The sequence below is a fragment of the Streptomyces sp. NPDC048484 genome (assembly GCF_040651415.1).
In the GTDB taxonomy this organism is placed as follows: domain Bacteria; phylum Actinomycetota; class Actinomycetes; order Streptomycetales; family Streptomycetaceae; genus Streptomyces.
On sequence record NZ_JBEZJY010000001.1, the window covers coordinates 85,531 to 108,043 of the forward strand.

Below are 22,513 nucleotides of genomic sequence, written 5' to 3' on the forward strand. Positions count from 1 at the left end.
CCCAGAGACACAGACACAGCCAGAGGTACTGGTATCGGCGCAGGCGCCGGTTCAAGGGCCGGACAGGACAACTCGATGCACAACTCGTACGGCGGCCCGCGTGACCCACGGGAGGCGCATGACGCGTACGGCGGGAACTTCCCCGGCCAGGCACCGGCACCGGCCGCGGCACCAGCCGTGACGCCGGCCGCGGCACCTGGCTTCGGACACGGTCCGTCGGCGACGGCCGTGTGGCCGGAAGCAGGAGTGCCTCCGGAAGCGGGAGCTCCGCCGGAGTCGGCGGCCGCGTTCGCAGGGGCCCCGGCGACGAAAGCGTTCCCGGGGACGGAGGGTCCTCCGGCACCGGAGAGTGCTTCGGCGCCGGTCAAGCGCGCCCCCGTCCGCGACCGCTACTTCGACCTGCTCCGCGCGGTCGCCCTCTTCCGGGTCGTCCTGTACCACCTCACCGGCTGGGCCTGGCTGCCACTGGTGTTCCCGTCCATGGGCGTGATGTTCGCGCTGGCCGGCAATCTCATGGCGCGCTCGCTGAAGCGCCCGGCCCCCCAGGTCATCCGCAGCCGCGTCCGCCGCCTGATCCCCCCGATCTGGCTCCTGGGCGCGATCGGTGTCACCGGCATGGTCCTCCAGGGCTGGGGACCGGACGAGGACGGCCACCCGGGCTGGTGGCTGCTCCACCTCACGTTCTGGATCCTCCCCGTCAGCGATCCGCCGTTCGCGGAGGGACTGCCCGGGATCCACGGCTTCATCGGCGACGACTGGGCCTCGGAACTCGCGGGCCCGCTCTGGTACGTCCGTGCGTACCTCTGGTACGTGCTGCTGTCGCCCTTCCTGCTGCGGGCTCTGCGCGCGCTGCCGCTGGCGACGATCGCGGCGCCGATCCTCCTGTCGGCGGCGTTCCAGCTCGAATACCTCTCACTGCCCGGCGAGCGGATCCCTTCGGCGCTCACCGACTTCAGCACCTTCGGTGCCTGCTGGATCCTCGGCATGGCCCACCAGGAGGGCATCCTGCAGCGCCTCCCGCGCTATGTGATCCCCTCGGTGGCTCCGGCGATCGCACTGGCCGGCCTCTGGTACGCGACGAACCACAACTTCTCCGAGGGCCACGACCTGGACAGCATCCCGCTGGCCCAGGCGCTCTGGTCCTGTGGCACCGTGCTGCTTCTGCTGCACTTCAGCCCGTCCTGGTCGGAGTGGCCCCGCCGGCTGCGCCGCTGGGACAAGCCGATCACCCTGCTCAACTCCCGTGCCGTGACGATCTATCTCTGGCACAACACGTGCATCCTCATCGCGGCGACGCAGTGGGACCGCCTGTGGAACATCGACGTGTTGTCGGAGGACTACCCCTGGTTCCTGAACAGCCCGTGGCCCGTCCTCGTCCTCACCTGGGTCCTGATCGGGATCTGCGTCCTCGGTTTCGGCTGGGCGGAGGACCTGGCGGCGAAGCGCCGGCCACAACTGTGGCCGACGGGAACGAAGAAGCCCGCCGGCTCCGGCACGCATTCGGGGCCCGATTCCGGCCCGGGCTCCGGTTCCGGCCCGCGCTCCCGACCACGGGCTCGGGCGAAGGCACGGTAGGGATCCAACCGGGGGGTGTGTTTGCGCGGGCCAAGTCGGGGACTTGGCCCGCGACTTATGCGGCCCCTTTCGGCAATCTCATGTACCGGTATGCAGGCAAAGATGGCCATTTCATAAGCAGCTTGCCGTAATTCGCTCTGGTGTCGTCACCCGCACCCTCGGTAGCGTGGCTGCGCTCATGACCCCCTCGCCTCACCGGGAGCCGTCCGTGAACCGCCGCCCCACTCTGCTCGCAGCGATCACGCTGACCGCCGCTGCGGCCTTGTCGCTGTCCGCCTGTGGTGGCGACAGCTCCAAGGACAAGGACAACGACAAGATCGCAGGCGCCGACACCGGCACCGAGAAGTCGGCCTCGCCGAGCGCCTCCGAGGAGGCTGCCGCCGGGCGCCCGAAGATCGAGCTGCCGTCAGATCTGACGATGACCTTCGAAGGCGACAAGACGGGAGACGCCGTCAAAGACGCGGTGCTGGCTGACAGCGCCGAGCGGATGCGCTCGGTCAACGCCGCAATCGCGGGCACTGACCCGAAGGGCAAGGCCCTCGGCTTCTACAACAGTGGTCGAGCGCTGGAAGCCGCTGTGAGCTGGGTCGGAAAGTTCGAGGAAGCCGGCCTCGGCATCACCGGCAAGGTCCGGTACTACGACCGGACCGTGACGCTCGACGGAAGTAAGACCGCGTCGGTGCTCTTCTGCGCTGATGAGAGCAAGGGGTACGCGAAGGACCTCAAGACCGACAAGGCCAAGGTCACTACGCCGTCCAACGATGACTTCATTCTCTACAACACACGGCAGGAGAAGAACAGTGACGGTGTGTGGCAAACCACGCGCATCGTGTCGACTGCAGGAGCGAAGAAGTGCCTGAAATGAAGCGCAAAGTGCTCGGCGGTTTCGTCTTCACCATGTTGCTGGTTTCCATGGGGACTCCGAGCGCCTGGGCCAAGATCACGCCCGATGGAACTCGTGAAACGGATACTCGGACCTCTGCGGACGTCGATGGCAACAAGCTCTCCTCCACTGCCGGAGCGGTTGTCTACGACCGTTCCAAGAACGGCTCTGGGAAGTCGGCCGGCCCGGTCACCTCCTCGGCGTCGAACTGGACTCCGCCCGCCTGTTACTACGCCCCGAAGTACACCCCGGAGCAACTGCAGAAGGATATGGAGAAGGTCTGGGAAGCGGGGTCGACGGGGTACGAGTGGGACGCGGAACGGCGGAAGAAGTTCGAGGGCGGTGGGTCGTACAAGGACTTCAACAAGGACAAGGCCGGCGAGGGCTACTTCTGGGACTCTTACGTCACTGAAGGCAGGGAAGGCGATCCCGGAGCGCTCGACTGTACGAAGGACATCTTCTGGGTGGACACGGGCGACGACCCGCCGCCCGAGATCCCGCAGGCGATCACTCCCGAGATGCTGGCGCAACTCGCGTACGCCGAGATCCGCGTGCCCTCGACCAAGGTCGAGCTGGCCCCGGAGGGCACCACGAAGGTGAACCTGCCGACGTGGGCGTGGCTGGACGCGGCGAAGTTCAAGCCGGTCTCAGTGACGGCGTCTGTTCCCCTTCTACAGGTTGAGGCGACGACCACGGCCGAACCGCTCTCGTTGAAGATCGAGCCGGGCACGGCTGACGCGACGACGTATCCCGCGTCCGGCGTGTGCGAACTGAACGGCGACCAGATCGGCGAGGCGTACGCGAAGGGCAAGGCTGACGAGCCTCCTCCGTGCGGTGTGAAGTACCTGCGCTCGTCGGGCGACGGCTCGTACCAGCTGAAGGCCACGATCACCTGGAAGATCTCGTGGACGGGCACCGGCGTGAACGGTGCACGGGGCCTCCCTCCCGGCGAGTTCGGAGCCGGCCAGGACGTAATCGTCCAGGAGATCCAGTCCGTCAACCGATAATGCGTGGGGGAACGAATGGTTCCCCGTGTGCTTTCGCGGCGCGGCCCACTTCGTAGGGCCAGTGGGATTGCCGACTCTACGAGTTCTTCAGGCTTCGTATCAGGTCGTGCAGGCAAGGCCGGGTTGTTGTGAGGGCGGTGCCGGGGTCGTCGCTCTCGCGGAGGTGGACCGTGCCCGTAGGAGCAGCCGCCAAGAAGAGGCAGTTGGCCGCTTCCGCGCTGTACGACGACTTCTGCCAGGTGAGTTCGGGCATGAGGGCTCCTCAGAGATCGTGTGCGATGCGCTGGATGAGGTCACGGGACTTCGGCTCAGGCAGGGCCCGTGATTCCATGCGGTCCAATACCGAGCGATAGCGTTCCAACTGTGCGGTCCCGTCCAGGAATTCGCATCCGTGGTCGGTGTCCAGGACGGCAGTATCGAGACTCGGCGTCGGGCCGGCGGCGCAGGTGATGGGCTGACCGGATGCTGGGAACCCTGCTTCCCCGAAGGGGATCACCAAAATGGTGATCGTGGGCTGCTCGCTCATCTCCAGCAGGTAGCAGAGTTGCGCGCGGCTGATCTCAGGGCCGCCGAATCCCATACGTAGCGCTGCCTCGTGCACGATGGCCGTGTACGGGGTTTTGACCCCCTCGAAGAGGACGGCCTGGCGCTTTACGCGGTGGGAGACGCGGTGCTCGATCTCGTACGGCCGAAGTGGTGGAACGGCTTCCCGCATCGTCGCGCGGGCGTGTTCCGTGGTCTGCAGCAGGCCGGGCATGTGGATCGTGACAGCCACGCGGAGCGCGTTGGCGTGGTGCTCCAGCTCGGCCAGATCCAGTAGGCCGGAGGGGAGCACATCGCTGTACTCCTCCCACCATCCGCGCGTCCGTCGGCCGGTCATGGTGGCGAGAGCGTCGACGAGCTGTTCGTCCGCGCAGTTGTACGCGCGTGCCAGAGCGTGGACCCGGTCGGCGCTGAGGGAACTGCGGCCGGTCTCGATCATGCTGACGCGGCCCTGGTTGACGCCGAGCAGTGCGGCGGCGCCAGTGACGGTCAGACCGGCCCGCTCGCGGAGTTTGCGCAGTTCGGCGCCCATGCGCCGCTGGCGAAGAGTCGGGGTGCTGGTGGGAGGCAAGACGGTCCCTTCCGGCCGCGTCGCGGCGCTCAGGTACCCCATACGAGGTAATGGGTGATGAATGTAGCCGATCTGGGAGATCTATCTCCCAGGTCAAGCTAACTTGAGACCGTACCGCCAACCGTCCGCGTCCCCAAGCCGGAAGCGCACCCCACCAGGCACTGCCACCGCAGGGCGCCGACGTTGAGCGAGCCCCAGTTCTCGTCCCCTTTCTCCCTCTCCCGGAGGCGCTCATGGTCACCGTAGCCCTGCCCGACACCTGGTCGTATGCCGTTCGCGTGCCCCATGACCCCCGTGCTGCCCGAGTCGTACGTATGACCGTGCGGGCCGCGCTGAGCGGGCACGGTATGGCTGACATGCTCGACGTGGTCGAGCTGTTGACGTCCGAGTTGGTCACCAACGCGTACCGGCATACGAAAGGGCCCGCCTCGCTGAGGCTGACCGCGGTGGGGGACGGGCGGTTGCGGGTGGGGGTGTGGGACAGCAGCCCGCATATTCCGGCGCCCTTCGATGAGCCTCCCGGTGTGCGGGTCCCGCCTGTCCCGCTCGCTCCGGCCGGCGCGGAAGGAGGGCGCGGGCTGTTCCTCGTGCAGCAGTACGCGACGGCGTGGGGCGGCTGGTCCCTCGGTGAGGGTCTGTTTGGACGCGGCGCCGGAAAGCTGCTGTGGTTCGAGGTCTGAGGAGGTCTGAGAAGGTCTGAGAGAGTCCCCGAGCCAAAACCCTCACCGCACCCCCCGCCCCAGGGTGAGAGCAAAGTTCCCCCGTGGTCACTCGCAGGCACAGGGTGGAAACGCGCCGTCCCTACCTTCGGGAATACCACCCGGAGAAATTGTGGAGGCGTGAGATGACAGCCCCGAGCAGCAGCATCACACCGCGCAAGGGGGGCCGCTGGATCGAGCAGTGGGACCCGGAGGACGAGGTGTTCTGGAAGGAGACAGGGGAGAAGGTTGCCCGGCGCAACCTTTTCTTCTCGGTCCTCTCCGAGCACATCGGGTTCTCGATCTGGACCCTCTGGTCGGTCATGGTGCTCTTCATGGGGCCCGAGTACGGCCTGACCCCCGCCGACAAGTTCTTCATCATCTCGATGGCCACGCTGGTCGGCGCCATCGTGCGGGTGCCGTACACCTTCGCGGTCGCCCGGTTCGGCGGCCGGAACTGGACCATCATCGCGGCGAGCATGCTGCTCGTCCCGACGATCGCGGCGTTCGTCGTCATGGAGCCCGGGACGTCCTTCGGGACCTTCCTGGTGTGCGCCATGCTCGCCGGTGTGGGAGGCGGGAACTTCGCCTCCTCCATGACCAACATCAACTCCTTCTTCCCGCTGCGGAAGAAGGGCTGGGCGCTCGGGCTGAACGCGGGTGGCGGCAACATCGGCGTGCCCGTCGTGCAGCTCGTCGCGCTCGCCGTCATCGGTGCGAGCGGCGGCCCGCGCGTGCTGCTCGGGATCTACATCCCGCTCATCGTCATCGCGGCTGTTCTCGGCGCCATGTACATGGACAACATCACGTCCGTGAAGAACGACACCGGCGCCGCCAGGGAGGCCGTGAAGGACCCGCACACCTGGATCATGTCCTTCCTCTACATCGGGACGTTCGGGTCGTTCATCGGATACAGCTTCGCGTTCGGACTCGTCCTGCAGACACAGTTCGGGCGTACGCCGCTGGAGTCGGCGTACGTCACCTTCATCGGCCCGCTGCTCGGCTCGCTGATCCGGCCCGTGGGCGGCTGGCTCGCGGACAAGTACGGCGGGGCCCGCATCACCCTGTGGAACTTCGTCGGCATGGGCGCCGCGACCGCCGTCATCGTGGTCGCCTCCATGGAGGAGTCGCTGGCCCTGTTCACCACCGCGTTCATCGTGCTCTTCGTGCTGACGGGGCTCGGCAACGGCTCCACGTACAAGATGATCCCCGGCATCTTCCAGGCCAAGGCGACCGCCCTCGGGCTGACCGGGGAAGAGGCGGCCTCGTACGGCCGGCGGCTGTCGGGGGCCTCGATGGGGCTCATCGGGGCCGTGGGCGCGGTCGGCGGTCTCGGTATCAACCTCGCCTTCCGGCAGTCCTTCCTGAGCGTCGGCTCCGGCACCGGGGCCTTCGTCGCCTTCCTCGCCTTCTACGCGGTGTGCTTCGCGGTCACCTGGGCCGTATACCTTCGCCGCCCGGCGACCGCCGAGTCACCCGCTACTGCCGCATCGGAGGCGAAGTCGCAGCTCAGCTACGCGGAGGTGTGACGTAACACGGGCGACATCAAGCGGAACCGAGCCTGTCACGCATGATTGACAGGCTCGGTCGTCCGCCATGAGGCGGGCAAATGGGGCGTGCAGGGGACGCCCCCGGAGATCCGGACCCTCTGGGACGGGTACTCCGAGCAGTAGGACGCCCCAACCCAGCGGGTGACGCGGACGAACACCACTTGAGCGGGACGAGAGCCATGCACGAGCAACCGCAGCGACCGGAGCAGCAACCGGATCAACAAAGCCAACCGGGACAACCGGGTCAGCAGGGTCAGGCGGGCCAGCCGGGCCAGCCGGGCCAGCAAGGTCAGGCGGATCAGCCGAACCGGCCGGATCAGCCAGGTCGGCCGGATCAGCCAGGCCGATCGGAGCAGCCGGGTCGATCGGAGCAACAGGATCACGGGCCGCTCGCGGGGTTCACCGTCGGGGTGACCGCCGCCCGCCGCGCCGACGAACTCGGAACCCTGCTCCAGCGGCGCGGGGCCGCCGTCCTGCACGCCCCCGCCCTGCGCATCGTGCCGCTCGCCGACGACAGCGAACTGCTGGCGGCGACCAAGCAGCTGCTCGACCAGGCCCCGGACGTCGTGATCGCGACCACCGCGATCGGGTTCCGCGGCTGGGTCGAGGCCGCCGACGGGTGGGGTATCGGCGAGGAACTGCTCGCCGTGCTGCGCGGAGTCGAGCTGCTCGCCCGCGGACCCAAGGTCAAAGGTGCGGTACGCGCCCAGGGACTGACCGAGGAGTGGTCCCCGACCTCCGAATCCATGGCCGAGGTACTCGACCGGCTGCTGGACGAGGGAGTCGAGGGGCGCCGGATCGCGATCCAGTTGCACGGCGAACCGCTGCCCGGCTTCGTCGAGTCGCTGCGGGCGGCCGGCGCGGAGGTCGTGGGCGTTCCCGTGTATCGCTGGATGGCCCCGGAGGACATCGGGCCCCTGGACCGGCTGATCGACGCCACGGTCACCCGGGGCCTGGACGCGCTGACCTTCACCAGCGCCCCGGCCGCGGCCTCGATGCTGGGTCGCGCCGAGGACCGCGGGCTGCTCCCCGAACTGCTCGCCGCCCTCAACCATGACGTGCTGTCCGCCTGTGTCGGCCCGGTCACCGCGCTGCCGCTGCAGGCCAGGGGCATCGACACGATCCAGCCGGAACGTTTCCGGCTCGGCCCCCTCGTGCAGGTCCTGTGCAAGGAACTGCCCTCCCGGGCGCGGACGTTGCCGATCGCCGGTCACCGGGTGGAGATCCGCGGGCACGCGGTGCTGGTGGACGACGCGCTGCGGCCCGTACCGCCCGCCGGTATGTCGCTGATGCGTGCGCTGTCCCGGCGGCCCGGCTGGGTGGTGGCCCGGGCCGAGCTGCTGCGGGCCCTGCCCGGCGCGGGCAAGGACGAGCACGCCGTGGAGACCGCGATGGCCCGGCTGCGTACGGCACTGGGCACGCCCAAGCTCATCCAGACCGTCGTCAAGCGCGGCTACCGGCTGGCGCTCGACCCGGCCGCCGACTCCAAGTACGCCGACGTCTGACGCCCGGACCGCCCCGACTGCCCGGACCGCCCCGACTGCCCGGACCGGCCGTGGACCGGCGTGGGCAGGTACGGGACGGCGTGGGTCTTCCCGCCGCGCGCGGGGGAAGGCACTGTAGGGGGTACGGAGGTACGGGGGTACCGGCCTCGCACGGCTCTCACGGCCCCCTGCTTCACGATCCCTCACCGACCCCGCACGGCGGCGACTCCAAGGCGGTGACAGGCACATGGCATTGGGCACGGCCACGGCCCCGTACGAGCTGCGGTTCGACTCCGGGCGGATCTGTCTCGATCTCCTGGCGACCACGCATCCCGAGGAACGGATCGACTCGGCCGAGCCGTTGCGGGCCTGGATCACCGGATCCGGACTCGTCCCGGCGGGCACGCCCCTCGCGTCGGCCGACTCCTCCTGGATCGTGGGCTTCCGCGAACTACGGGGACATATCGGCCAGTTGGTGCGTGAGGAGCCCCGCCAGGACTCCCGGCCCTTCGGCATCGCGCTGACCCGGGTCAACGAACTCGCCCGCGCCGCACCGCCCGTGCAGTTGGCGGTATGGGACGTCGGCGGCACGCTCGTCCGCGCCCTGTGCTCCCCGCCGACCTGTGCGTCTCTGCTCGCGGCGGTCGCTCGTGACACTGTGGAACTTCTCACGGATCCGGCGGCTCGCGCGAGCATCCGCCAGTGTGAGGGAGACAACTGCCCCATCGTGTACCTGGATACGTCCAGAGGGCGTCGCCGCAGGTGGTGCTCCAGTGAAGTGTGCGGAAACCGCGAGAGAGTTGCCCGACATCGGCGCAGGGCCGCCCTCGCACGGGCTTAGAGTTCCTCCGTGAAGGAGAGCCCCCCAACTTCCCCACACTCTCCTCACATAGATATTCCGTCACTTTGAACACAGCCGCGCCTGCGCCCGTATCCCGGGATGAGCGACCGACTGGGGGATCCCCCGGACACCGGAGGTAGGCGTGCGCAAGGATTCCGCCGTGGCCGATGAACGATCGCCGAGGGCCCGACATCGCATGTCCCAGCCCTCGGAACCTGACGAGGAGTTGATGCGTGCGCTGTACCGGGAACACGCAGGCCCCTTGCTCGCCTATGTGCTGCGGCTGGTCGCCGGAGACCGGCAGCGGGCGGAGGATGTCGTCCAGGAGACGCTCATTCGCGCCTGGAAGAACGCCGGGCAACTCAACCGAGCGACTGGTTCGGTGCGCCCTTGGCTGGTGACGGTCGCCCGGCGCATCGTCATCGACGGGCACCGCAGCCGGCAGGCCCGGCCGCAGGAGGTGGACCCGTCGCCGCTGGAGGTCATTCCTGCGGAGGACGAGATCGACAAGGCGTTGTGGCTGATGACACTCTCTGACGCGCTCGACGACCTGACCCCCGCTCACCGGGAGGTACTGGTCGAGACGTACTTCAAGGGGCGTACCGTAAACGAGGCCGCCGAGACCCTGGGGATACCCAGCGGCACGGTGCGATCACGGGTGTTCTATGCCCTGCGTTCGATGAAGCTCGCACTGGAGGAGCGGGGGGTGACGGCATGAGCACATATGGGGGATACGGAACGGGTAGTCCTGGTTCCATGCAAAGTTCGCAAGGGCAGGGCGATCTGCACGAGACAGTGGGTGCCTATGCGCTGGGCATCCTCGATGACGCCGAAGCGACGGAGTTCGAGGCGCACCTCGCGACCTGCGAGTGGTGCGGGCAGCAGCTCGACGAACTCTCGGGCATGGAGCCGATGCTCGCCGCCCTGGCGGATCTGCCGGGCACCCGCGGCACACCGGCCATAGGCGAGACGCTTGCCGTCCGCCCGAGCACACAACTCTCGGACCGGCTGGTCGGCGAGGTCGTCGAGCGCCGTGTCCGTGCCAAGAAGAGCCGACGTCTCTTCTTCGGGCTCGCGGCCTCACTGATCATCGGCGGTCCGATCGCCGCGATCGCGGCCACCGGCGGCGGTGACACCACTCAGGAAGCCAAGCCCCTGGCGTCCGTCAGTCCCGCCAAGCAGGTGTTCACCGGGATGAAGGAGAAGGTCAAGGGCACGGACGCGGGCACTCAGGTCAGCGTCGCGGTCGGCATGGAGAGCAAGCCGTACGGCACCGGGGTGGCCCTGGAGCTGAAGAACGTCAAGGGCCCGCAGAAGTGCTCCCTCGTCGCCGTCAGCAAGAACGGCGAGCGGGAGACGGCGACCACCTGGACCGTCCCGAAGTGGGGCTACGGCATCAAGGGCGCCGCCACCGAGCTGGCCAGGAACCCGCTCTATCTCCAGGGCGCCATCGCGATGAACAGTGCCGATATCGACCACTTCGAGGTCGTGACCTTCGACGGCGAAAAGCTGGCCGAGGCCGACGTGTAAGCGGATCAAGAGCGCAAACGTAGCCTGCCGGGCTCCCCTTCGCGTACGGTTGACGGCTGCCATGCACGTCAGAAGGGGGCCCGGTGGCCGCTCAGGTTCAGCAGGAAATGGCGCTCGATCCGGTAGGCGACTCAGTGCGCGACCGGGAGACCGGCGTCGAGCAGGAACACCTCGACCGGGTGTACCAGCGCCTTGAGGAAAAGATCCACGAGGCGGAGTTCCTGATGAACGACGCCGCCAAGCGCGGCCAGGTCGGTACGCCCGGCGCACTCGCGGAGCGTGACGCGCAGGTGTTCCGGGCGGGGATCCATCTCAACCGCCTGAACAACGAGTTCGAGGACTTCCTCTTCGGACGGATCGACCTCCTCCTCGGCAAGGACGGCAAGAAGGGTCCGGACGGCGCGTACACGGCGGTCGAACCCGCCGAGGGAGCCGTACGGCCCGACAACACCGCCGACATCGCGGAGACCCTCCACATCGGACGTATCGGCGTCCTCGACGCCGAGTACGCGCCGCTGGTCATCGACTGGCGGGCCCCGGCGGCCGCGCCGTTCTACCGCTCCACGCCGGTCGACCCCGGCCGGGTCGTACGCCGCCGGGTCATCCGCTCCAAGGGCCGCAAGGTCCTCGGTGTCGAGGACGACCTGATGCGCCCGGAGCTGAAGGCCACGCTCGCCGGCAACGAACTGCCGGTGATCGGCGACGGCGCCCTGATGGCCGCGCTCGGCCAGGCCCGCAGCCACACCATGCGGGACATCGTCGCCTCCATCCAGGCCGAGCAGGACATGGTCATCCGGGCACCCGCCGCGTCCGTGACCTACGTGGAGGGCGGCCCCGGCACCGGCAAGACGGCGGTCGCCCTGCACCGGGCCGCCTACCTGCTCTACCAGGACCGCAGACGGTACGCGGGCGGCATCCTGATCGTCTCGCCCACGCCCCTGCTGGTCGCGTACACCGAAGGTGTCCTGCCGTCCCTCGGCGAGGAGGGCCAGGTCGCCATCCGCGCGGTCGGCTCCCTGGTCGACGGCGCCGAGGCCACGCAGTACGACTCTCCGGCGGTGGCCCGGGCCAAGGGGTCCTACCGGATGCTGAAGGTGCTGCGGAAGGCGGCACACGGGGCGCTGGAGTCGTCGGGTCCGCCCGGCGCGTCCGGCCGCCGGTCCGGTTCGGGCCGGGCCGCCCCCGCCCTGTCCGAGCAGCTCGCGTTCGGCGACGAGTTCGACGAGGCCGATGAGAGCAACGAGGCCGACGAGAGCGAGCACGGAGAACAGGGCGGCGACGGATCCGGTACGCGGAGGCCGGCGGCCACGCCCACCCGCCTCCGGGTCGTAGCCTTCGGGCGCCGGCTGGAGCTGGAGGCGCCCGAGCTGGACCGCGTCCGGCACAACGCGCTCTCCGGGACCGCGCCCGTGAACCTGCTGCGCCCGCGTGCCCGCAAGCTGCTGCTCGACGCCCTCTGGTCGCGGTCCGGCGCCGGCGGTCGGCACTCCGACCCCGAGCTGGCCGCCGAACTGCGGTCGTCGTTCGACGAGGACGTCAGCTCCGAGGACGCCTTCATCGCGTTCTTCGACGCCTGGTGGCCCGAGCTGTCACCCCGTGCCGTGCTGGCGGCGATGGCCGACGAGAGACGGCTCGGGCGCTGGGCGCGGCGGATCCTGAACCCCGGCGAGGTACGGCGGGTGGCCCGATCCCTCAAGCGGGACGGGTTCTCCGTGCACGACGTGGCCATGCTCGACGAACTGGAGGCGATCGTCGGCACCCCGGCCCGCCCCCGCAGGAAGCGCGACCTCGACCCGCTCGACCAGCTGACGGGCCTGGAGGAGCTCATGCCTCATCGTGAGGAGTCGCAGCGCGAGCGGGCCGAGCGGCTGGCGCAGGAGCGCACGGAGTACGCGCACGTCATCGTCGACGAGGCGCAGGACCTCACACCCATGCAGTGGCGCATGATCGGCCGTCGCGGCCGGCACGCCACCTGGACGGTGGTCGGCGACCCCGCCCAGTCGTCCTGGTCGGACCCGGACGAGGCCGCCGAGGCCCGTGACGAGGCCCTCGGCAGCCGCCCGCGCCGCCGTTTCACGCTCACCGTGAACTACCGCAACCCGGCCGAGATCGCCGAGCTGGCCGCCAAGGTCCTGGCCCTCGCCATGCCCGGCTCGAAGTCCCCTTCCGCGGTCCGCTCGACGGGCGTACGGCCCCGTTTCGTGACCACGGCGGGCGCACAGACGGGCGCACAGACGGGCGGACAGGCGGTCGGCCAGCCGGGCGGAAAGACAGGCGGAAAAGGCACCGTCGCACGGGACTCCAGGGATTCCAGGGACTCCAGGGATTCCAGGGACACGCGGGACTCCCTCGCGAAGACCGTGCGGGAGGAGGCCGCGCGCCTGCTCGACCAGGTCGACGGCACGGTCGGCGTCGTAGTCGCCATGAACCGCCGTGCCGAGGCCGCGCGGTGGCTCGCCGGACTCGGGGACCGAGTGGTGGCGCTCGGCAGCCTGGAGGCCAAGGGCCTGGAGTACGACGCCACGGTGGTCGTCTCTCCCGCGGAGATCGCCGACGAGTCACCGGCGGGGCTGCGTGTGCTGTACGTGGCGCTGACCCGGGCGACGCAGCAGCTCACCATCGTCTCGGCGGCCCGCGACGAGCCGGACGCGGACGGAGTACCGGATCTCCTGCGGGACTGAGCGGGCCCCTCGGTGGCGCGCCCGTGAATCGGCGGGCGCGCCACGGTGAACCCAGGAGCCCGTCCTCGTGAAGGTTCTCTGTGAACCCACGGTGCGGGAATTGCCTTACGGGGATCGTTTGTTACCTTGGATGTGACACCGGCCCGATCCAAGCCCCCGGGCCCAACCTTCGTCGCTACGAGCGACCACTTGCCGCGAGGCGAGCATGGCGGGTCGGTGTCATTGAACGTGATTGAACGTGTTGGTGCGCGAGCCGCACGAGTTGTATGAGTGCTGCCGCGCGGAAATCGTATGAAAGTCGCACGATGGAGGTCCACGTCACACAGTGACGTGGACCTCTTTCGTTCATGAACAAAAGGTTCGCAATCCGGGGCGGCTACCACGTACTCCGCGGTAGGTGCGACGATCGGACGGCAAACAAACCACGAGCCAGTAGTGCTCCACGAGTCACCAGTGCTCGCAGTACTCGTAGTACCCGGTGAAAGCAGAGGAAGTCGGCCATGGCAACGGCGCCCAGCGTCTCCTACTCGATTACGGTCCGGTTGGAGGTGCCCGCGAGCGGAACCGCGGTCTCCCAGATCACCACCGCCGTGGAGTCCAGCGGAGGCTCGGTGACGGGCCTCGACGTGACGGCCTCCGGCCACGAGAAGCTCCGGATCGACGTCACCATCGCGGCGTCTTCCACGGCGCACTCGGAAGAGATCGTCGAGCAGCTGCGCGGCATCGAGGACGTCACGCTCGGCAAGGTCTCCGACCGTACGTTCCTGATGCACCTCGGCGGCAAGATCGAGATGGCGTCCAAGCACCCCATCCGCAACCGTGACGACCTCTCGATGATCTACACGCCGGGTGTGGCCCGGGTGTGCATGGCGATCGCCGAGAACCCCGAGGACGCCCGCCGGCTCACCATCAAGCGCAACTCCGTCGCGGTCGTGACGGACGGCTCGGCCGTGCTGGGCCTCGGCAACATCGGCCCGATGGCCGCCCTGCCGGTCATGGAGGGCAAGGCCGCGCTCTTCAAGCGGTTCGCCGGCATCGACGCCTGGCCGCTGTGCCTGGACACCCAGGACACCGACGCGATCGTCGAGATCGTCAAGGCGATCGCCCCCGGCTTCGCCGGCATCAACCTCGAAGACATCTCCGCCCCGCGCTGCTTCGAGATCGAGGCCCGCCTGCGCGAGGCCCTCGACATCCCCGTCTTCCACGACGACCAGCACGGCACGGCGATCGTCGTGCTCGCGGCGCTCACGAACGCGCTGCGCGTCACCAACAAGGCGACCGGCGACATCCGCGTCGTCATGTCCGGCGCGGGAGCGGCGGGTACGGCCATCCTGAAACTGCTGCTCGCCGCCGGCGTCAAGCACGCCGTCGTGGCCGACATCCACGGTGTCGTGCACGCGGGCCGCGAGGACCTGGTGGAGGCCGCCGCCGACTCGCCGCTGCGGTGGATCGCCGACAACACCAACCCCGAGGGCGTCACGGGGACGCTGAAGCAGGCTGTGCGCGGCGCGGACGTCTTCATCGGCGTCTCGGCCCCGAACGTGCTGGACGGCGACGACGTGGCCGCCATGGCTGACGACGCGATCGTCTTCGCGCTCGCGAATCCCGACCCCGAAGTCGACCCGGCGATCGCCCGGCAGACCGCGGCGGTCGTGGCCACCGGTCGCTCGGACTTCCCGAACCAGATCAACAACGTGCTGGTCTTCCCGGGTGTCTTCCGCGGCCTCCTGGACGCGCAGTCCCGCACGGTCAACACGGAGATGATGCTTGCGGCCGCAACGGCGCTGGCGGGCGTGGTGGCGGAGGACGAGCTCAACGCGAACTACATCATCCCCAGCGTCTTCAACGACAAGGTCGCGGGCGCGGTCGCGGGCGCGGTCCGCGACGCGGCGAAGGCGGCGGGCGTGACGGTCTGAGCCCCGTCCCACGCTCTGAGCCCCGTCTCACCCTTCTGAGGGCCGCGCCCCTGAGTCACCCTGAGTCACCCTGAGTCGGTTTCGTGATGGGTGATGTGATTCGGCGACGGGATTGGGTAGAGGCGCTGGGGGCGGGAAAAACCCCGATCGGCGGGGATTGTGACGGTTGCCACCCCGGGCCCCGTACCGGCGCGTCGCCGGACATGGGGCCTCGGGCCGCCTCTAGGGTGGCGGCCATGGCAGTCCCTGCGGACCCACCAGGCCTTTACCGGCCGTGCGGTCCGCTGCCGGGAGTGGACGGAGTGTCACCAATTCGAGGCCGTGGCGCTTTTCGTGTGACTCCCAGGGGTGCCGGATTGGCTTTCCCGCCGCAGGTGGGGGCAGGATGCGTCTTCGGGCGCGAGGGTCCGGCCACGGACCCGGGTCCGGGGACCGCTGAGGACCCTGGCAGCATCGGCTTCGACGTGCCCGAGATGCGGCTCCGCCGCGTGGCACGCCTCAACGGCAAGAAGAACACGGGAGTAACAACATGAACCGCAGTGAGCTGGTGGCCGCGCTGGCCGACCGTGCCGAGGTGACTCGCAAGGACGCCGACGCCGTTCTGGCCGCCTTTGCCGAGACCGTCGGTGAGATCGTCGCCAAGGGCGACGAGAAGGTCACCATCCCCGGCTTCCTGACCTTCGAGCGCACCCACCGTGCCGCTCGCACCGCTCGTAACCCGCAGACCGGCGACCCGATCCAGATCCCGGCCGGCTACAGCGTGAAGGTCTCCGCGGGCAGCAAGCTCAAGGAAGCCGCCAAGGGCAAGTAAGCCTTCCTGTACGTCCCGGAGGGCGTACGAGGCTCTGGTAACGCCAATGGGGCGGTTCACCCGGTTCGGGTGAACCGCCCCATTGGCGTACGTACCGGTTCCCGGCGGGAGCCGTGAACGGCTAGCTGCTCGCGGGTCAGCCGAGTGCCTTGCCCGGCAGCTCGACCTTCGCGCCCAGCTCGACGAGCTTCTCCATGAAGTTCTCGTAGCCGCGGTTGATCAGGTCGATGCCGTGCACCCTGGACGTGCCCTGGGCCGCCAGCGCCGCGATGAGGTACGAGAAGCCACCCCGCAGGTCGGGGATGACCAGGTCGGCGCCCTGGAGCTTCGTCGGGCCCGACACGACCGCCGAGTGCAGGAAGTTGCGCTGGCCGAAGCGGCAGCGGGAGCCGCCCAGGCACTCGCGGTAGAGCTGGATGTGCGCGCCCATCTGGTTGAGCGCCGAGGTGAAGCCGAGGCGGGACTCGTACACCGTCTCGTGGACGATGGAGAGCCCGGTGGCCTGCGTCAGGGCGACCACGAGGGGCTGCTGCCAGTCCGTCTGGAAGCCCGGGTGGACGTCCGTCTCCAGCGCGATCGACTTGAGCTGGCCGCCGGGGTGCCAGAAGCGGATGCCCTCGTCGTCGATCTCGAAGGCGCCGCCCACCTTCCGGTACGTGTTGAGGAACGTCATCATCGAGCGCTGCTGGGCGCCGTGGACGTAGATGTTGCCTTCGGTCGCCAGCGCCGCGGAAGCCCACGAGGCGGCCTCCAGGCGGTCCGGCAGGGCCGCATGGGTGTAGCCGCCGAGACTGTCCACGCCCGTGACGCGGATGGTGCGGTCGGTGTCCATCGCGATGATCGCGCCCATTTTCTGCAGAACGCAGATCAGGTCCTCGATCTCCGGTTCCACCGCCGCGTTCGCGAGCTCCGTGACGCCCTCCGCGAGGACGGCCGTCAGGAGCACCTGCTCGGTCGCGCCGACCGACGGGTACGGCAGCTCGATCTTGGTGCCGCGCAGCCGCTGCGGAGCCTCCAGATACTGCCCGTCCGCGCGCTTCTCGATGGTCGCGCCGAACTGGCGCAGCACCTCGAAGTGGAAGTCGATCGGCCGGCCGCCGATGTCGCAGCCACCCAGGCCCGGGATGAACGCATGGCCGAGGCGGTGCAGGAGCGGACCGCAGAGCAGGATCGGGATACGCGACGAACCCGCGTGCGCGTCGATGTCCGCGACGTTGGCGCTCTCCACGTGCGACGGGTCCATGATGAGCTCGCCCGGCTCCTCGCCCGGACGGACCGTCACCCCGTGCAGCTGCAGCAGGCCGCGTACGACCCGCACGTCACGGATGTCCGGGACGTTGCGCAGCCGGCTCGGAGCGCTGCCGAGCAGTGCGGCAACCATGGCCTTCGGTACAAGGTTCTTCGCACCGCGGACACGGATCTCACCCTCCAGCGGGGTTCCGCCGTGGACAAGGAGTACGTCGTCTGAGCCGTTGACGGTCATGTATCTCGCGTTCCGGTTGGTGGGACAGGGGCGAAGAAGCAAGCGTAATGGCCCCCCACCCCCCTTCAGTAAGCCCAAGGGCCTCTCAGGAACGTCATAGCTTTGCCACAACACGAACCGTGCCTAATCGGACACGCGGGGTCACCGGTCCCGGCATGCGCTCCACCTGCACCCGTACGCCCTGAGCTGCATTCACCCGGGTACGGGTATTGCCTCCCCCGCCGAGGGGAAGATGCGGGATCATGTCTCGCATGACCGAGGTGTCCTCGCTCACAGGGCGGCTGCTCGTGGCCACTCCCGCCCTGGCGGACCCCAACTTCGACCGCGCGGTGGTGCTGCTCCTCGACCACGACGAGGAGGGCTCCCTGGGCGTCGTCCTGAACCGGCCCACGCCGGTGGACGTGGGTGACATCCTCGCGGGCTGGGCGGAACTGGCGGGGGAGCCCGGGGTCGTGTTCCAGGGCGGGCCGGTCTCGCTGGACTCCGCGCTCGGTGTCGCGGTGATCCCGGGCGGAGCCTCCGGGGAGCGCGCGCCGCTCGGTTGGCGCCGGGTGCACGGCGCGATCGGGCTCGTCGACCTGGAGGCACCGCCGGAACTGCTCGCCTCGGCCCTCGGCTCGCTCAGGATCTTCGCGGGATACGCGGGCTGGGGGCCCGGGCAGCTGGAGGACGAACTGGTCGAGGGCGCCTGGTACGTCGTCGAGTCCGAGCCCGGTGACGTCTCCTCGCCCGCTCCGGAACGGCTGTGGCGCGAGGTGCTGCGCCGTCAGCGCAACGAGCTGGCGATGGTGGCCACGTACCCGGACGACCCTTCGCTCAACTGATGCCTCCCACCTTCAGTACTCTTGCGGTTATGAGCACTCTTGAGCCTGAGACCCAGCCCCAGCGAGGCACTGGGACGGGGACCCTCGTAGAGCCGACGCCGCAGACGTCGCACGGCGACGGGGACCACGAGCGCTTCGCCCACTACGTCCAGAAGGACAAGATCATGGCGAGCGCGCTCGACGGCACACCCGTCGTCGCGCTCTGCGGCAAGGTGTGGGTCCCGGGCCGGGACCCGAAGAAGTACCCCGTGTGCCCCATGTGCAAGGAGATCTACGAGTCCATGGGCGCGGGCGGCGACGACGGCAAGGGCAAGGGCGGAGACAACAAGTAGCGCCTCCGGAGGCCCTGCCTCCGGTGGTCCTACGGGCTTCCCGTGTCCCGCGGCGCCGTTCGCGACGCCGCGGGACACGGTGGACCGCGTGGACGTGTGCGCCGCGTGGGCCGGGCGGGCGGACTACGGCCGCGGCGCCCCGGTGCGGGGAGCGGCGGCCGAGTCGCGCGCTTTCGATGTACACGCTTTCGGTGTACGCGCTCTCGGTGCATCCGGCGCACCTGATCCATCCGGCGCACGCGGCGCACCTGTCGCCCCGGGGGTATCCAGAGCCCCCGGCGTATCCGGTGTATCGGGGGCCTTTGTCCCGCCCGTCCGTTGCGTGGAGTGCTTCAGCCGGTCACAGAGTGGTTGAGACCTCTTGTGGGCATGTTCATGTACTCCATAGCCTCCGTGTGTTGTGCAGCGCAAAACCCCCATTGCACGTGTTGCAACGCGCTCCCCCGGAGGACGCCTCATGAAGCTCGCTCATCTCTCTGCCCGCATGGCCGCCCCGATCGCCGCGCTCGTTGTCGCAGGGCTCACGGCGACCGCCTGCGCCCCGGAGTCCTCCGACAACTCCGGAGGCAAGGACGAGAAGAGCGGCACCCTGCGTGTGTGGCTCTTCCAGGAGGTCGCCAACACGCCGAAGGAGAAGGTCGTCGACAAGGTCGTCACCGCCTTCGAGAAGGCCCACAAGGGCGCGAAGGTCGACGTCCAGTACATCCCTGTCGAGACCCGCGCCGAGAAGATCAAGGCCGCCTTCAACGACCCCAAGAGCGCGCCCGACCTCATCGAGTACGGCAACACGGACACGGCCGGCTACGTCAAGGACGGCGGACTCGCGGACGTCACCGACGAGTTCACGGACTGGAGCGAGTCCAAGGACACCGACCCGACCGCCAAACAGTCCGTCACGGTCGACGGCAAGATCTACGGCGCCCCCTACTTCGTCGGTGTCCGCGCCCTTTACTACCGGACCGACGTTTTCGACGAGCTGGGCCTCGACGTACCGAAGACGCTGGACGAGCTGGTCAGCACGGCCAAGGAGATCAGACAGGCGAAGCCGGAGCTGTACGGTCTCGCGGTCGGCGGCGCCTACACGTACGGCGCGATGCCCTTCATTTGGGCCAACGGCGGTGAGATAGCCCAGGGCAAGGGCGGATCGTACGCCTCGACGATCGACACGGCGGAGGCCCAGAAGGGCATCAAGACGTACACCTCGCTCTTCGGCGACGACAACTGTCCGGCCGCCAAGTGCGCGGGCATGGGCGGCAACGACACCGTCACGGCGTTCGCCTCCGGCAAGGCGGGCATGGCCATCGGCGGCGACTTCAGCCACGCGGCGATCGAGGCGGGGAAGGTCAAGGGCAAGTACGCGGTCGTACCGCTGCCCGGGGTGAAGTCGGGTGACATCGCTCCCGCCTTCGCCGGTGGCAACAACCTCGGCGTACTGAACAGCACCTCGCACCGCACACTCGCCGTCGACCTGATGGAGCAGCTCGCGGGGAAGAAGACGCAGGACGCGCTCTTCGACGCGATGGGCTTCCTGCCGACGTTCACGGACGTGCGCCAGAACGTCGCGAAGCGCGAACCGTTCGTCGAGCCCTTCGTGGAGACTCTCGGCGCCGGTGCCAAGTTCGTCCCGGCCTCGCCGGCCTGGTCCCAGATCGACGCGTCCCTGGTCCTGCCGACGATGTTCCAGGAGGTCGTCAGCGGACGTAAGGGCGTGGCGGCCGCTTCCAAGGACGCGGCCAAGAAGATGAACACCGCGTTCAGCTCAGCCGGATGAGCCGAGCGAACCGGATGACGAACCGTCCGCTTCCAGGACCCGGCCCAGGGGCCGTCCCAAAGTCGGCCTCCTCGGCCGTGGTCCCGCGGGCGGCCGAAGCCGGACCCGTGAAGAGCACGCAGGGCGGGGCCGCCCGTAAGGCGCCCCGGCCCGGCCGCGGCGTGGCGGCGGGGCGCAGGTCTCCGCTCGCCCGCGGCGGCTGGACGCCCTGGCTCTATCTCGCCCCCGCTCTCGTGGTCATCGGCGGGCTGCTCGTCTACCCCGTCTACCAGCTCGGGCTGATCTCCTTCCTGGAGTACACGCAGGCCCAGGTCAGCGGCGGGGAGCCGACGACCTTCCAGGGTTTCGGGAACTACGCGACGCTCTTCGGGGACGAACAGTTCTGGCAGGTGCTGCTGGCCACCGTGGTGTTCGCGGCGGCGTGTGTCGTGTCGACCCTGGCGGTCGGCTGCGCGCTCGCCGTCCTCCTGACACGTGTCCGTGCCGTGCCGCGGCTCGCCCTGATGCTGGCCGCGCTCGGCGCCTGGGCGACACCCGCGGTCACCGGGTCGACGGTGTGGCTGCTCCTGTTCGACCCGGACTTCGGGCCGGTCAACCGGGTCCTGGGGCTCGGCGACCACTCGTGGACGTACGACCGGTACAGCGCCTTCGCCCTCGTCCTGCTCGAAGTGGTCTGGTGCTCCTTCCCGTTCGTGATGGTCACGGTGTACGCCGGTATCCGCGCCGTGCCCTCCGAGGTGCTGGAGGCCGCGTCCCTGGACGGCGCCTCCCAGTGGCGGATCTGGCGTTCGGTGCTGGCGCCGATGCTCCGCCCGATCCTCGTGGTCGTCACCATCCAGTCGGTCATCTGGGACTTCAAGGTCTTCACGCAGATCTACGTCATGACGAACGGCGGCGGCATCGCGGGCCAGAACCTCGTCCTGAACGTGTACGCCTACCAAAAGGCCTTCGCGTCCTCCCAGTACAGCCTCGGGTCGGCGATCGGAGTGGTGATGCTGCTGATTCTGCTGGCGGTCACGCTCGTATATCTGAGGCTGCTGCGAAGGCAGGGGGAAGAGCTGTGAGTTCCGTGACGTCCGGGCATTCCGGGACAGCGACGAGTTCGCCCGGAACCCCGACTTCCGTAAGGCCCGCTCAATCCCCGGGATTTGTACGAAATCTCGTACGCCGTTCCGTGCGGCGGCCGTGGCGGCTGGCCGCGGAGGTCTCGGCACTGTTGGTCGCGGCGGTGGTCGCATTCCCCCTCTACTGGATGGTGCTCAGCGCCTTCAAGCCGGCCGGGGAGATCGAGTCGACCCGGCCGCGGCCCTGGACGCTGTCCCCGACCCTGGATTCCTTCCGGCGTGTCTTCGGGCAGCAGGAATTCGGCCGTTACTTCCTCAACAGTCTTGTCGTGGCGGTCACCGTGGTCGCCGTCTCGGCGCTCATCGCGTTTCTCGCGGCGACCGCCGTGACACGATTCCGCTTCCGCTTCCGAACCACCCTGCTGATCATGTTCCTGGTCGCGCAGATGGTGCCCATCGAGGCGCTGACGATCCCCCTCTTCTTCCAGATGCGGGACTTCGGTCAGCTCAACACCCTGGGCTCGCTGATCCTGCCGCACATAGCCTTCTCGCTGCCCTTCGCGATCTGGATGCTGCGAGGCTTCGTGAAGGCCGTTCCCGAGGCGCTGGAGGAGGCCGCCTACATCGACGGGGCGAGCCGGACGCGATTCCTGTGGCAGATCCTTTTCCCACTGGTCTTTCCGGGGCTCGTCGCCACCAGCGTGTTCTCCTTCATCTCCGCGTGGAACGACTTCCTGTTCGCCAAGTCCTTCATCATCAGCGACACCTCGCAGTCGACGCTGCCGATGGCCCTGCTCGTCTTCTACAAGCCCGACGAGCCGGACTGGGGCGGCGTGATGGCCGGGTCCACGGTGATGACGATTCCCGTGCTGATCTTCTTCGTACTCGTACAGCGGCGCCTGGTCTCCGGACTGGGCGGCGCGGTGAAGGACTGACGTGAACGACGCGA

General features: G+C 68.7%; 21 protein-coding genes. 17 read left to right on the top strand and 4 right to left on the bottom strand.

What is annotated here, in order from left to right; translation table 11 throughout:
• The first annotated feature begins 75 nt into the window (after positions 1 to 75).
• The 3 genes from AB0D14_RS00310 (at position 76) to AB0D14_RS00320 (ending at position 3,465) form a co-directional block, all read left to right on the top strand.
• Entirely contained in the window at positions 76 to 1,575 is a 1,500-nt protein-coding gene (locus AB0D14_RS00310; protein WP_362772413.1) for an acyltransferase, read from the top strand.
• Between the two features lie 178 nt (positions 1,576 to 1,753).
• Positions 1,754 to 2,440: a hypothetical protein gene (locus AB0D14_RS00315; RefSeq protein ID WP_362773122.1), complete on the top strand. Its 687-nt coding sequence runs from the start codon at positions 1,754 to 1,756 to the stop codon at positions 2,438 to 2,440.
• Positions 2,437 to 3,465 (top strand): hypothetical protein, encoded by a 1,029-nt coding sequence (locus AB0D14_RS00320; protein WP_362772416.1) that lies wholly within the window; start codon positions 2,437 to 2,439, stop codon positions 3,463 to 3,465. The genes AB0D14_RS00315 and AB0D14_RS00320 overlap by 4 nt, the downstream gene beginning before the upstream one ends.
• A gap of 76 nt (positions 3,466 to 3,541) precedes the next feature.
• Here the strand turns inward: AB0D14_RS00320 and AB0D14_RS00325 are convergent, their stop codons facing one another.
• On the bottom strand, positions 3,542 to 3,718 hold the full coding sequence (locus AB0D14_RS00325; RefSeq protein ID WP_362772419.1) for a DUF397 domain-containing protein: 177 nt from the start codon (positions 3,716 to 3,718) through the stop codon (positions 3,542 to 3,544).
• 9 nt (positions 3,719 to 3,727) lie between these two features.
• Positions 3,728 to 4,579 carry a helix-turn-helix transcriptional regulator gene (locus tag AB0D14_RS00330; RefSeq protein ID WP_362772422.1) on the bottom strand — a complete coding sequence of 284 codons (852 nt, stop codon included), beginning with the start codon at positions 4,577 to 4,579 and terminating at the stop codon, positions 3,728 to 3,730.
• Between the two features lie 233 nt (positions 4,580 to 4,812).
• Here AB0D14_RS00330 and AB0D14_RS00335 point away from each other — a divergent pair, with 233 nt between their 5' ends.
• Together AB0D14_RS00335 and AB0D14_RS00340 are read left to right on the top strand one after the other, a co-directional pair.
• Complete coding sequence (locus AB0D14_RS00335; RefSeq protein ID WP_362772425.1) at positions 4,813 to 5,259, top strand: ATP-binding protein; 447 nt, start codon at positions 4,813 to 4,815, stop codon at positions 5,257 to 5,259.
• A 164-nt stretch (positions 5,260 to 5,423) separates the two neighbouring features.
• Positions 5,424 to 6,806 carry a nitrate/nitrite transporter gene (locus AB0D14_RS00340; protein ID WP_362772428.1) on the top strand — a complete coding sequence of 461 codons (1,383 nt, stop codon included), beginning with the start codon at positions 5,424 to 5,426 and terminating at the stop codon, positions 6,804 to 6,806.
• Positions 6,807 to 6,841: 35 nt separating this feature from the next.
• Here AB0D14_RS00340 and AB0D14_RS00345 read toward each other — a convergent pair whose 3' ends face one another.
• Positions 6,842 to 7,210, bottom strand: a complete 369-nt coding sequence (locus AB0D14_RS00345; RefSeq protein WP_362772430.1) for a hypothetical protein — start codon at positions 7,208 to 7,210, stop codon at positions 6,842 to 6,844.
• A 27-nt stretch (positions 7,211 to 7,237) separates the two neighbouring features.
• On the opposite strand from AB0D14_RS00345, the gene AB0D14_RS00350 reads away from it, so the two are divergent.
• The 7 genes from AB0D14_RS00350 (at position 7,238) to AB0D14_RS00380 (ending at position 16,090) form a co-directional block, all read left to right on the top strand.
• Positions 7,238 to 8,332 carry a uroporphyrinogen-III synthase gene (locus tag AB0D14_RS00350; protein WP_362772433.1) on the top strand — a complete coding sequence of 365 codons (1,095 nt, stop codon included), beginning with the start codon at positions 7,238 to 7,240 and terminating at the stop codon, positions 8,330 to 8,332.
• Positions 8,333 to 8,558: 226 nt separating this feature from the next.
• Positions 8,559 to 9,152 carry a CGNR zinc finger domain-containing protein gene (locus AB0D14_RS00355; RefSeq protein WP_362772436.1) on the top strand — a complete coding sequence of 198 codons (594 nt, stop codon included), beginning with the start codon at positions 8,559 to 8,561 and terminating at the stop codon, positions 9,150 to 9,152.
• A 196-nt stretch (positions 9,153 to 9,348) separates the two neighbouring features.
• Complete coding sequence (locus AB0D14_RS00360; RefSeq protein ID WP_010039908.1) at positions 9,349 to 9,870, top strand: sigma-70 family RNA polymerase sigma factor; 522 nt, start codon at positions 9,349 to 9,351, stop codon at positions 9,868 to 9,870.
• Positions 9,871 to 9,908: 38 nt separating this feature from the next.
• The gene (locus AB0D14_RS00365) at positions 9,909 to 10,682 is read left to right on the top strand and encodes a zf-HC2 domain-containing protein (RefSeq protein ID WP_362772439.1); all 774 of its coding nucleotides are present in this window, start codon (positions 9,909 to 9,911) and stop codon (positions 10,680 to 10,682) included.
• An 83-nt stretch (positions 10,683 to 10,765) separates the two neighbouring features.
• Positions 10,766 to 13,363, top strand: a complete 2,598-nt coding sequence (locus AB0D14_RS00370; protein ID WP_362772441.1) for a UvrD-helicase domain-containing protein — start codon at positions 10,766 to 10,768, stop codon at positions 13,361 to 13,363.
• A 500-nt stretch (positions 13,364 to 13,863) separates the two neighbouring features.
• Positions 13,864 to 15,279, top strand: coding sequence for an NAD-dependent malic enzyme (locus tag AB0D14_RS00375; protein WP_362772444.1), 1,416 nt, complete (start codon positions 13,864 to 13,866; stop codon positions 15,277 to 15,279).
• A 529-nt stretch (positions 15,280 to 15,808) separates the two neighbouring features.
• Positions 15,809 to 16,090, top strand: coding sequence for an HU family DNA-binding protein (locus tag AB0D14_RS00380; RefSeq protein ID WP_007382399.1), 282 nt, complete (start codon positions 15,809 to 15,811; stop codon positions 16,088 to 16,090).
• Between the two features lie 136 nt (positions 16,091 to 16,226).
• Here the strand turns inward: AB0D14_RS00380 and murA are convergent, their stop codons facing one another.
• Positions 16,227 to 17,573: a UDP-N-acetylglucosamine 1-carboxyvinyltransferase gene (gene murA, locus AB0D14_RS00385; protein WP_362772447.1), complete on the bottom strand. Its 1,347-nt coding sequence runs from the start codon at positions 17,571 to 17,573 to the stop codon at positions 16,227 to 16,229.
• 251 nt (positions 17,574 to 17,824) lie between these two features.
• On the opposite strand from murA, the gene AB0D14_RS00390 reads away from it, so the two are divergent.
• The 5 genes from AB0D14_RS00390 to AB0D14_RS00410 all read left to right on the top strand — a co-directional run bounded on the left by AB0D14_RS00390 (position 17,825) and on the right by AB0D14_RS00410 (position 22,499).
• The gene (locus AB0D14_RS00390) at positions 17,825 to 18,397 is read left to right on the top strand and encodes a YqgE/AlgH family protein (protein WP_328496043.1); all 573 of its coding nucleotides are present in this window, start codon (positions 17,825 to 17,827) and stop codon (positions 18,395 to 18,397) included.
• Positions 18,398 to 18,426: 29 nt separating this feature from the next.
• Positions 18,427 to 18,729, top strand: a complete 303-nt coding sequence (locus AB0D14_RS00395) for a DUF3039 domain-containing protein (RefSeq protein WP_362772451.1) — start codon at positions 18,427 to 18,429, stop codon at positions 18,727 to 18,729.
• 457 nt (positions 18,730 to 19,186) lie between these two features.
• Positions 19,187 to 20,500 (top strand): extracellular solute-binding protein, encoded by a 1,314-nt coding sequence (locus tag AB0D14_RS00400; protein ID WP_362772454.1) that lies wholly within the window; start codon positions 19,187 to 19,189, stop codon positions 20,498 to 20,500.
• A gap of 107 nt (positions 20,501 to 20,607) precedes the next feature.
• Positions 20,608 to 21,564: a sugar ABC transporter permease gene (locus AB0D14_RS00405; protein ID WP_362772456.1), complete on the top strand. Its 957-nt coding sequence runs from the start codon at positions 20,608 to 20,610 to the stop codon at positions 21,562 to 21,564.
• A 110-nt stretch (positions 21,565 to 21,674) separates the two neighbouring features.
• Complete coding sequence (locus AB0D14_RS00410; protein ID WP_362772459.1) at positions 21,675 to 22,499, top strand: carbohydrate ABC transporter permease; 825 nt, start codon at positions 21,675 to 21,677, stop codon at positions 22,497 to 22,499.
• Positions 22,500 to 22,513 lie beyond the last annotated feature (14 nt).

Bases quoted from the DNA above. Each gene is read 5' to 3' on its own strand.
- AB0D14_RS00355 (WP_362772436.1), top strand. From the start codon at position 8,559: ATGGCATTGGGCACGGCCACGGCCCCGTACGAGCTGCGGTTCGACTCC.
- AB0D14_RS00325 (WP_362772419.1), bottom strand. From the start codon at position 3,718: ATGCCCGAACTCACCTGGCAGAAGTCGTCGTACAGCGCGGAAGCGGCC.
- murA (WP_362772447.1), bottom strand. From the start codon at position 17,573: ATGACCGTCAACGGCTCAGACGACGTACTCCTTGTCCACGGCGGAACC.
- AB0D14_RS00320 (WP_362772416.1), top strand. From the start codon at position 2,437: ATGAAGCGCAAAGTGCTCGGCGGTTTCGTCTTCACCATGTTGCTGGTT.
- AB0D14_RS00335 (WP_362772425.1), top strand. From the start codon at position 4,813: ATGGTCACCGTAGCCCTGCCCGACACCTGGTCGTATGCCGTTCGCGTG.
- AB0D14_RS00380 (WP_007382399.1), top strand. From the start codon at position 15,809: ATGAACCGCAGTGAGCTGGTGGCCGCGCTGGCCGACCGTGCCGAGGTG.
- AB0D14_RS00340 (WP_362772428.1), top strand. From the start codon at position 5,424: ATGACAGCCCCGAGCAGCAGCATCACACCGCGCAAGGGGGGCCGCTGG.
- AB0D14_RS00390 (WP_328496043.1), top strand. From the start codon at position 17,825: ATGACCGAGGTGTCCTCGCTCACAGGGCGGCTGCTCGTGGCCACTCCC.
- AB0D14_RS00315 (WP_362773122.1), top strand. From the start codon at position 1,754: ATGACCCCCTCGCCTCACCGGGAGCCGTCCGTGAACCGCCGCCCCACT.
- AB0D14_RS00375 (WP_362772444.1), top strand. From the start codon at position 13,864: ATGGCAACGGCGCCCAGCGTCTCCTACTCGATTACGGTCCGGTTGGAG.
- AB0D14_RS00310 (WP_362772413.1), top strand. From the start codon at position 76: ATGCACAACTCGTACGGCGGCCCGCGTGACCCACGGGAGGCGCATGAC.
- AB0D14_RS00395 (WP_362772451.1), top strand. From the start codon at position 18,427: ATGAGCACTCTTGAGCCTGAGACCCAGCCCCAGCGAGGCACTGGGACG.
- AB0D14_RS00365 (WP_362772439.1), top strand. From the start codon at position 9,909: ATGCAAAGTTCGCAAGGGCAGGGCGATCTGCACGAGACAGTGGGTGCC.
- AB0D14_RS00400 (WP_362772454.1), top strand. From the start codon at position 19,187: ATGAAGCTCGCTCATCTCTCTGCCCGCATGGCCGCCCCGATCGCCGCG.
- AB0D14_RS00360 (WP_010039908.1), top strand. From the start codon at position 9,349: ATGTCCCAGCCCTCGGAACCTGACGAGGAGTTGATGCGTGCGCTGTAC.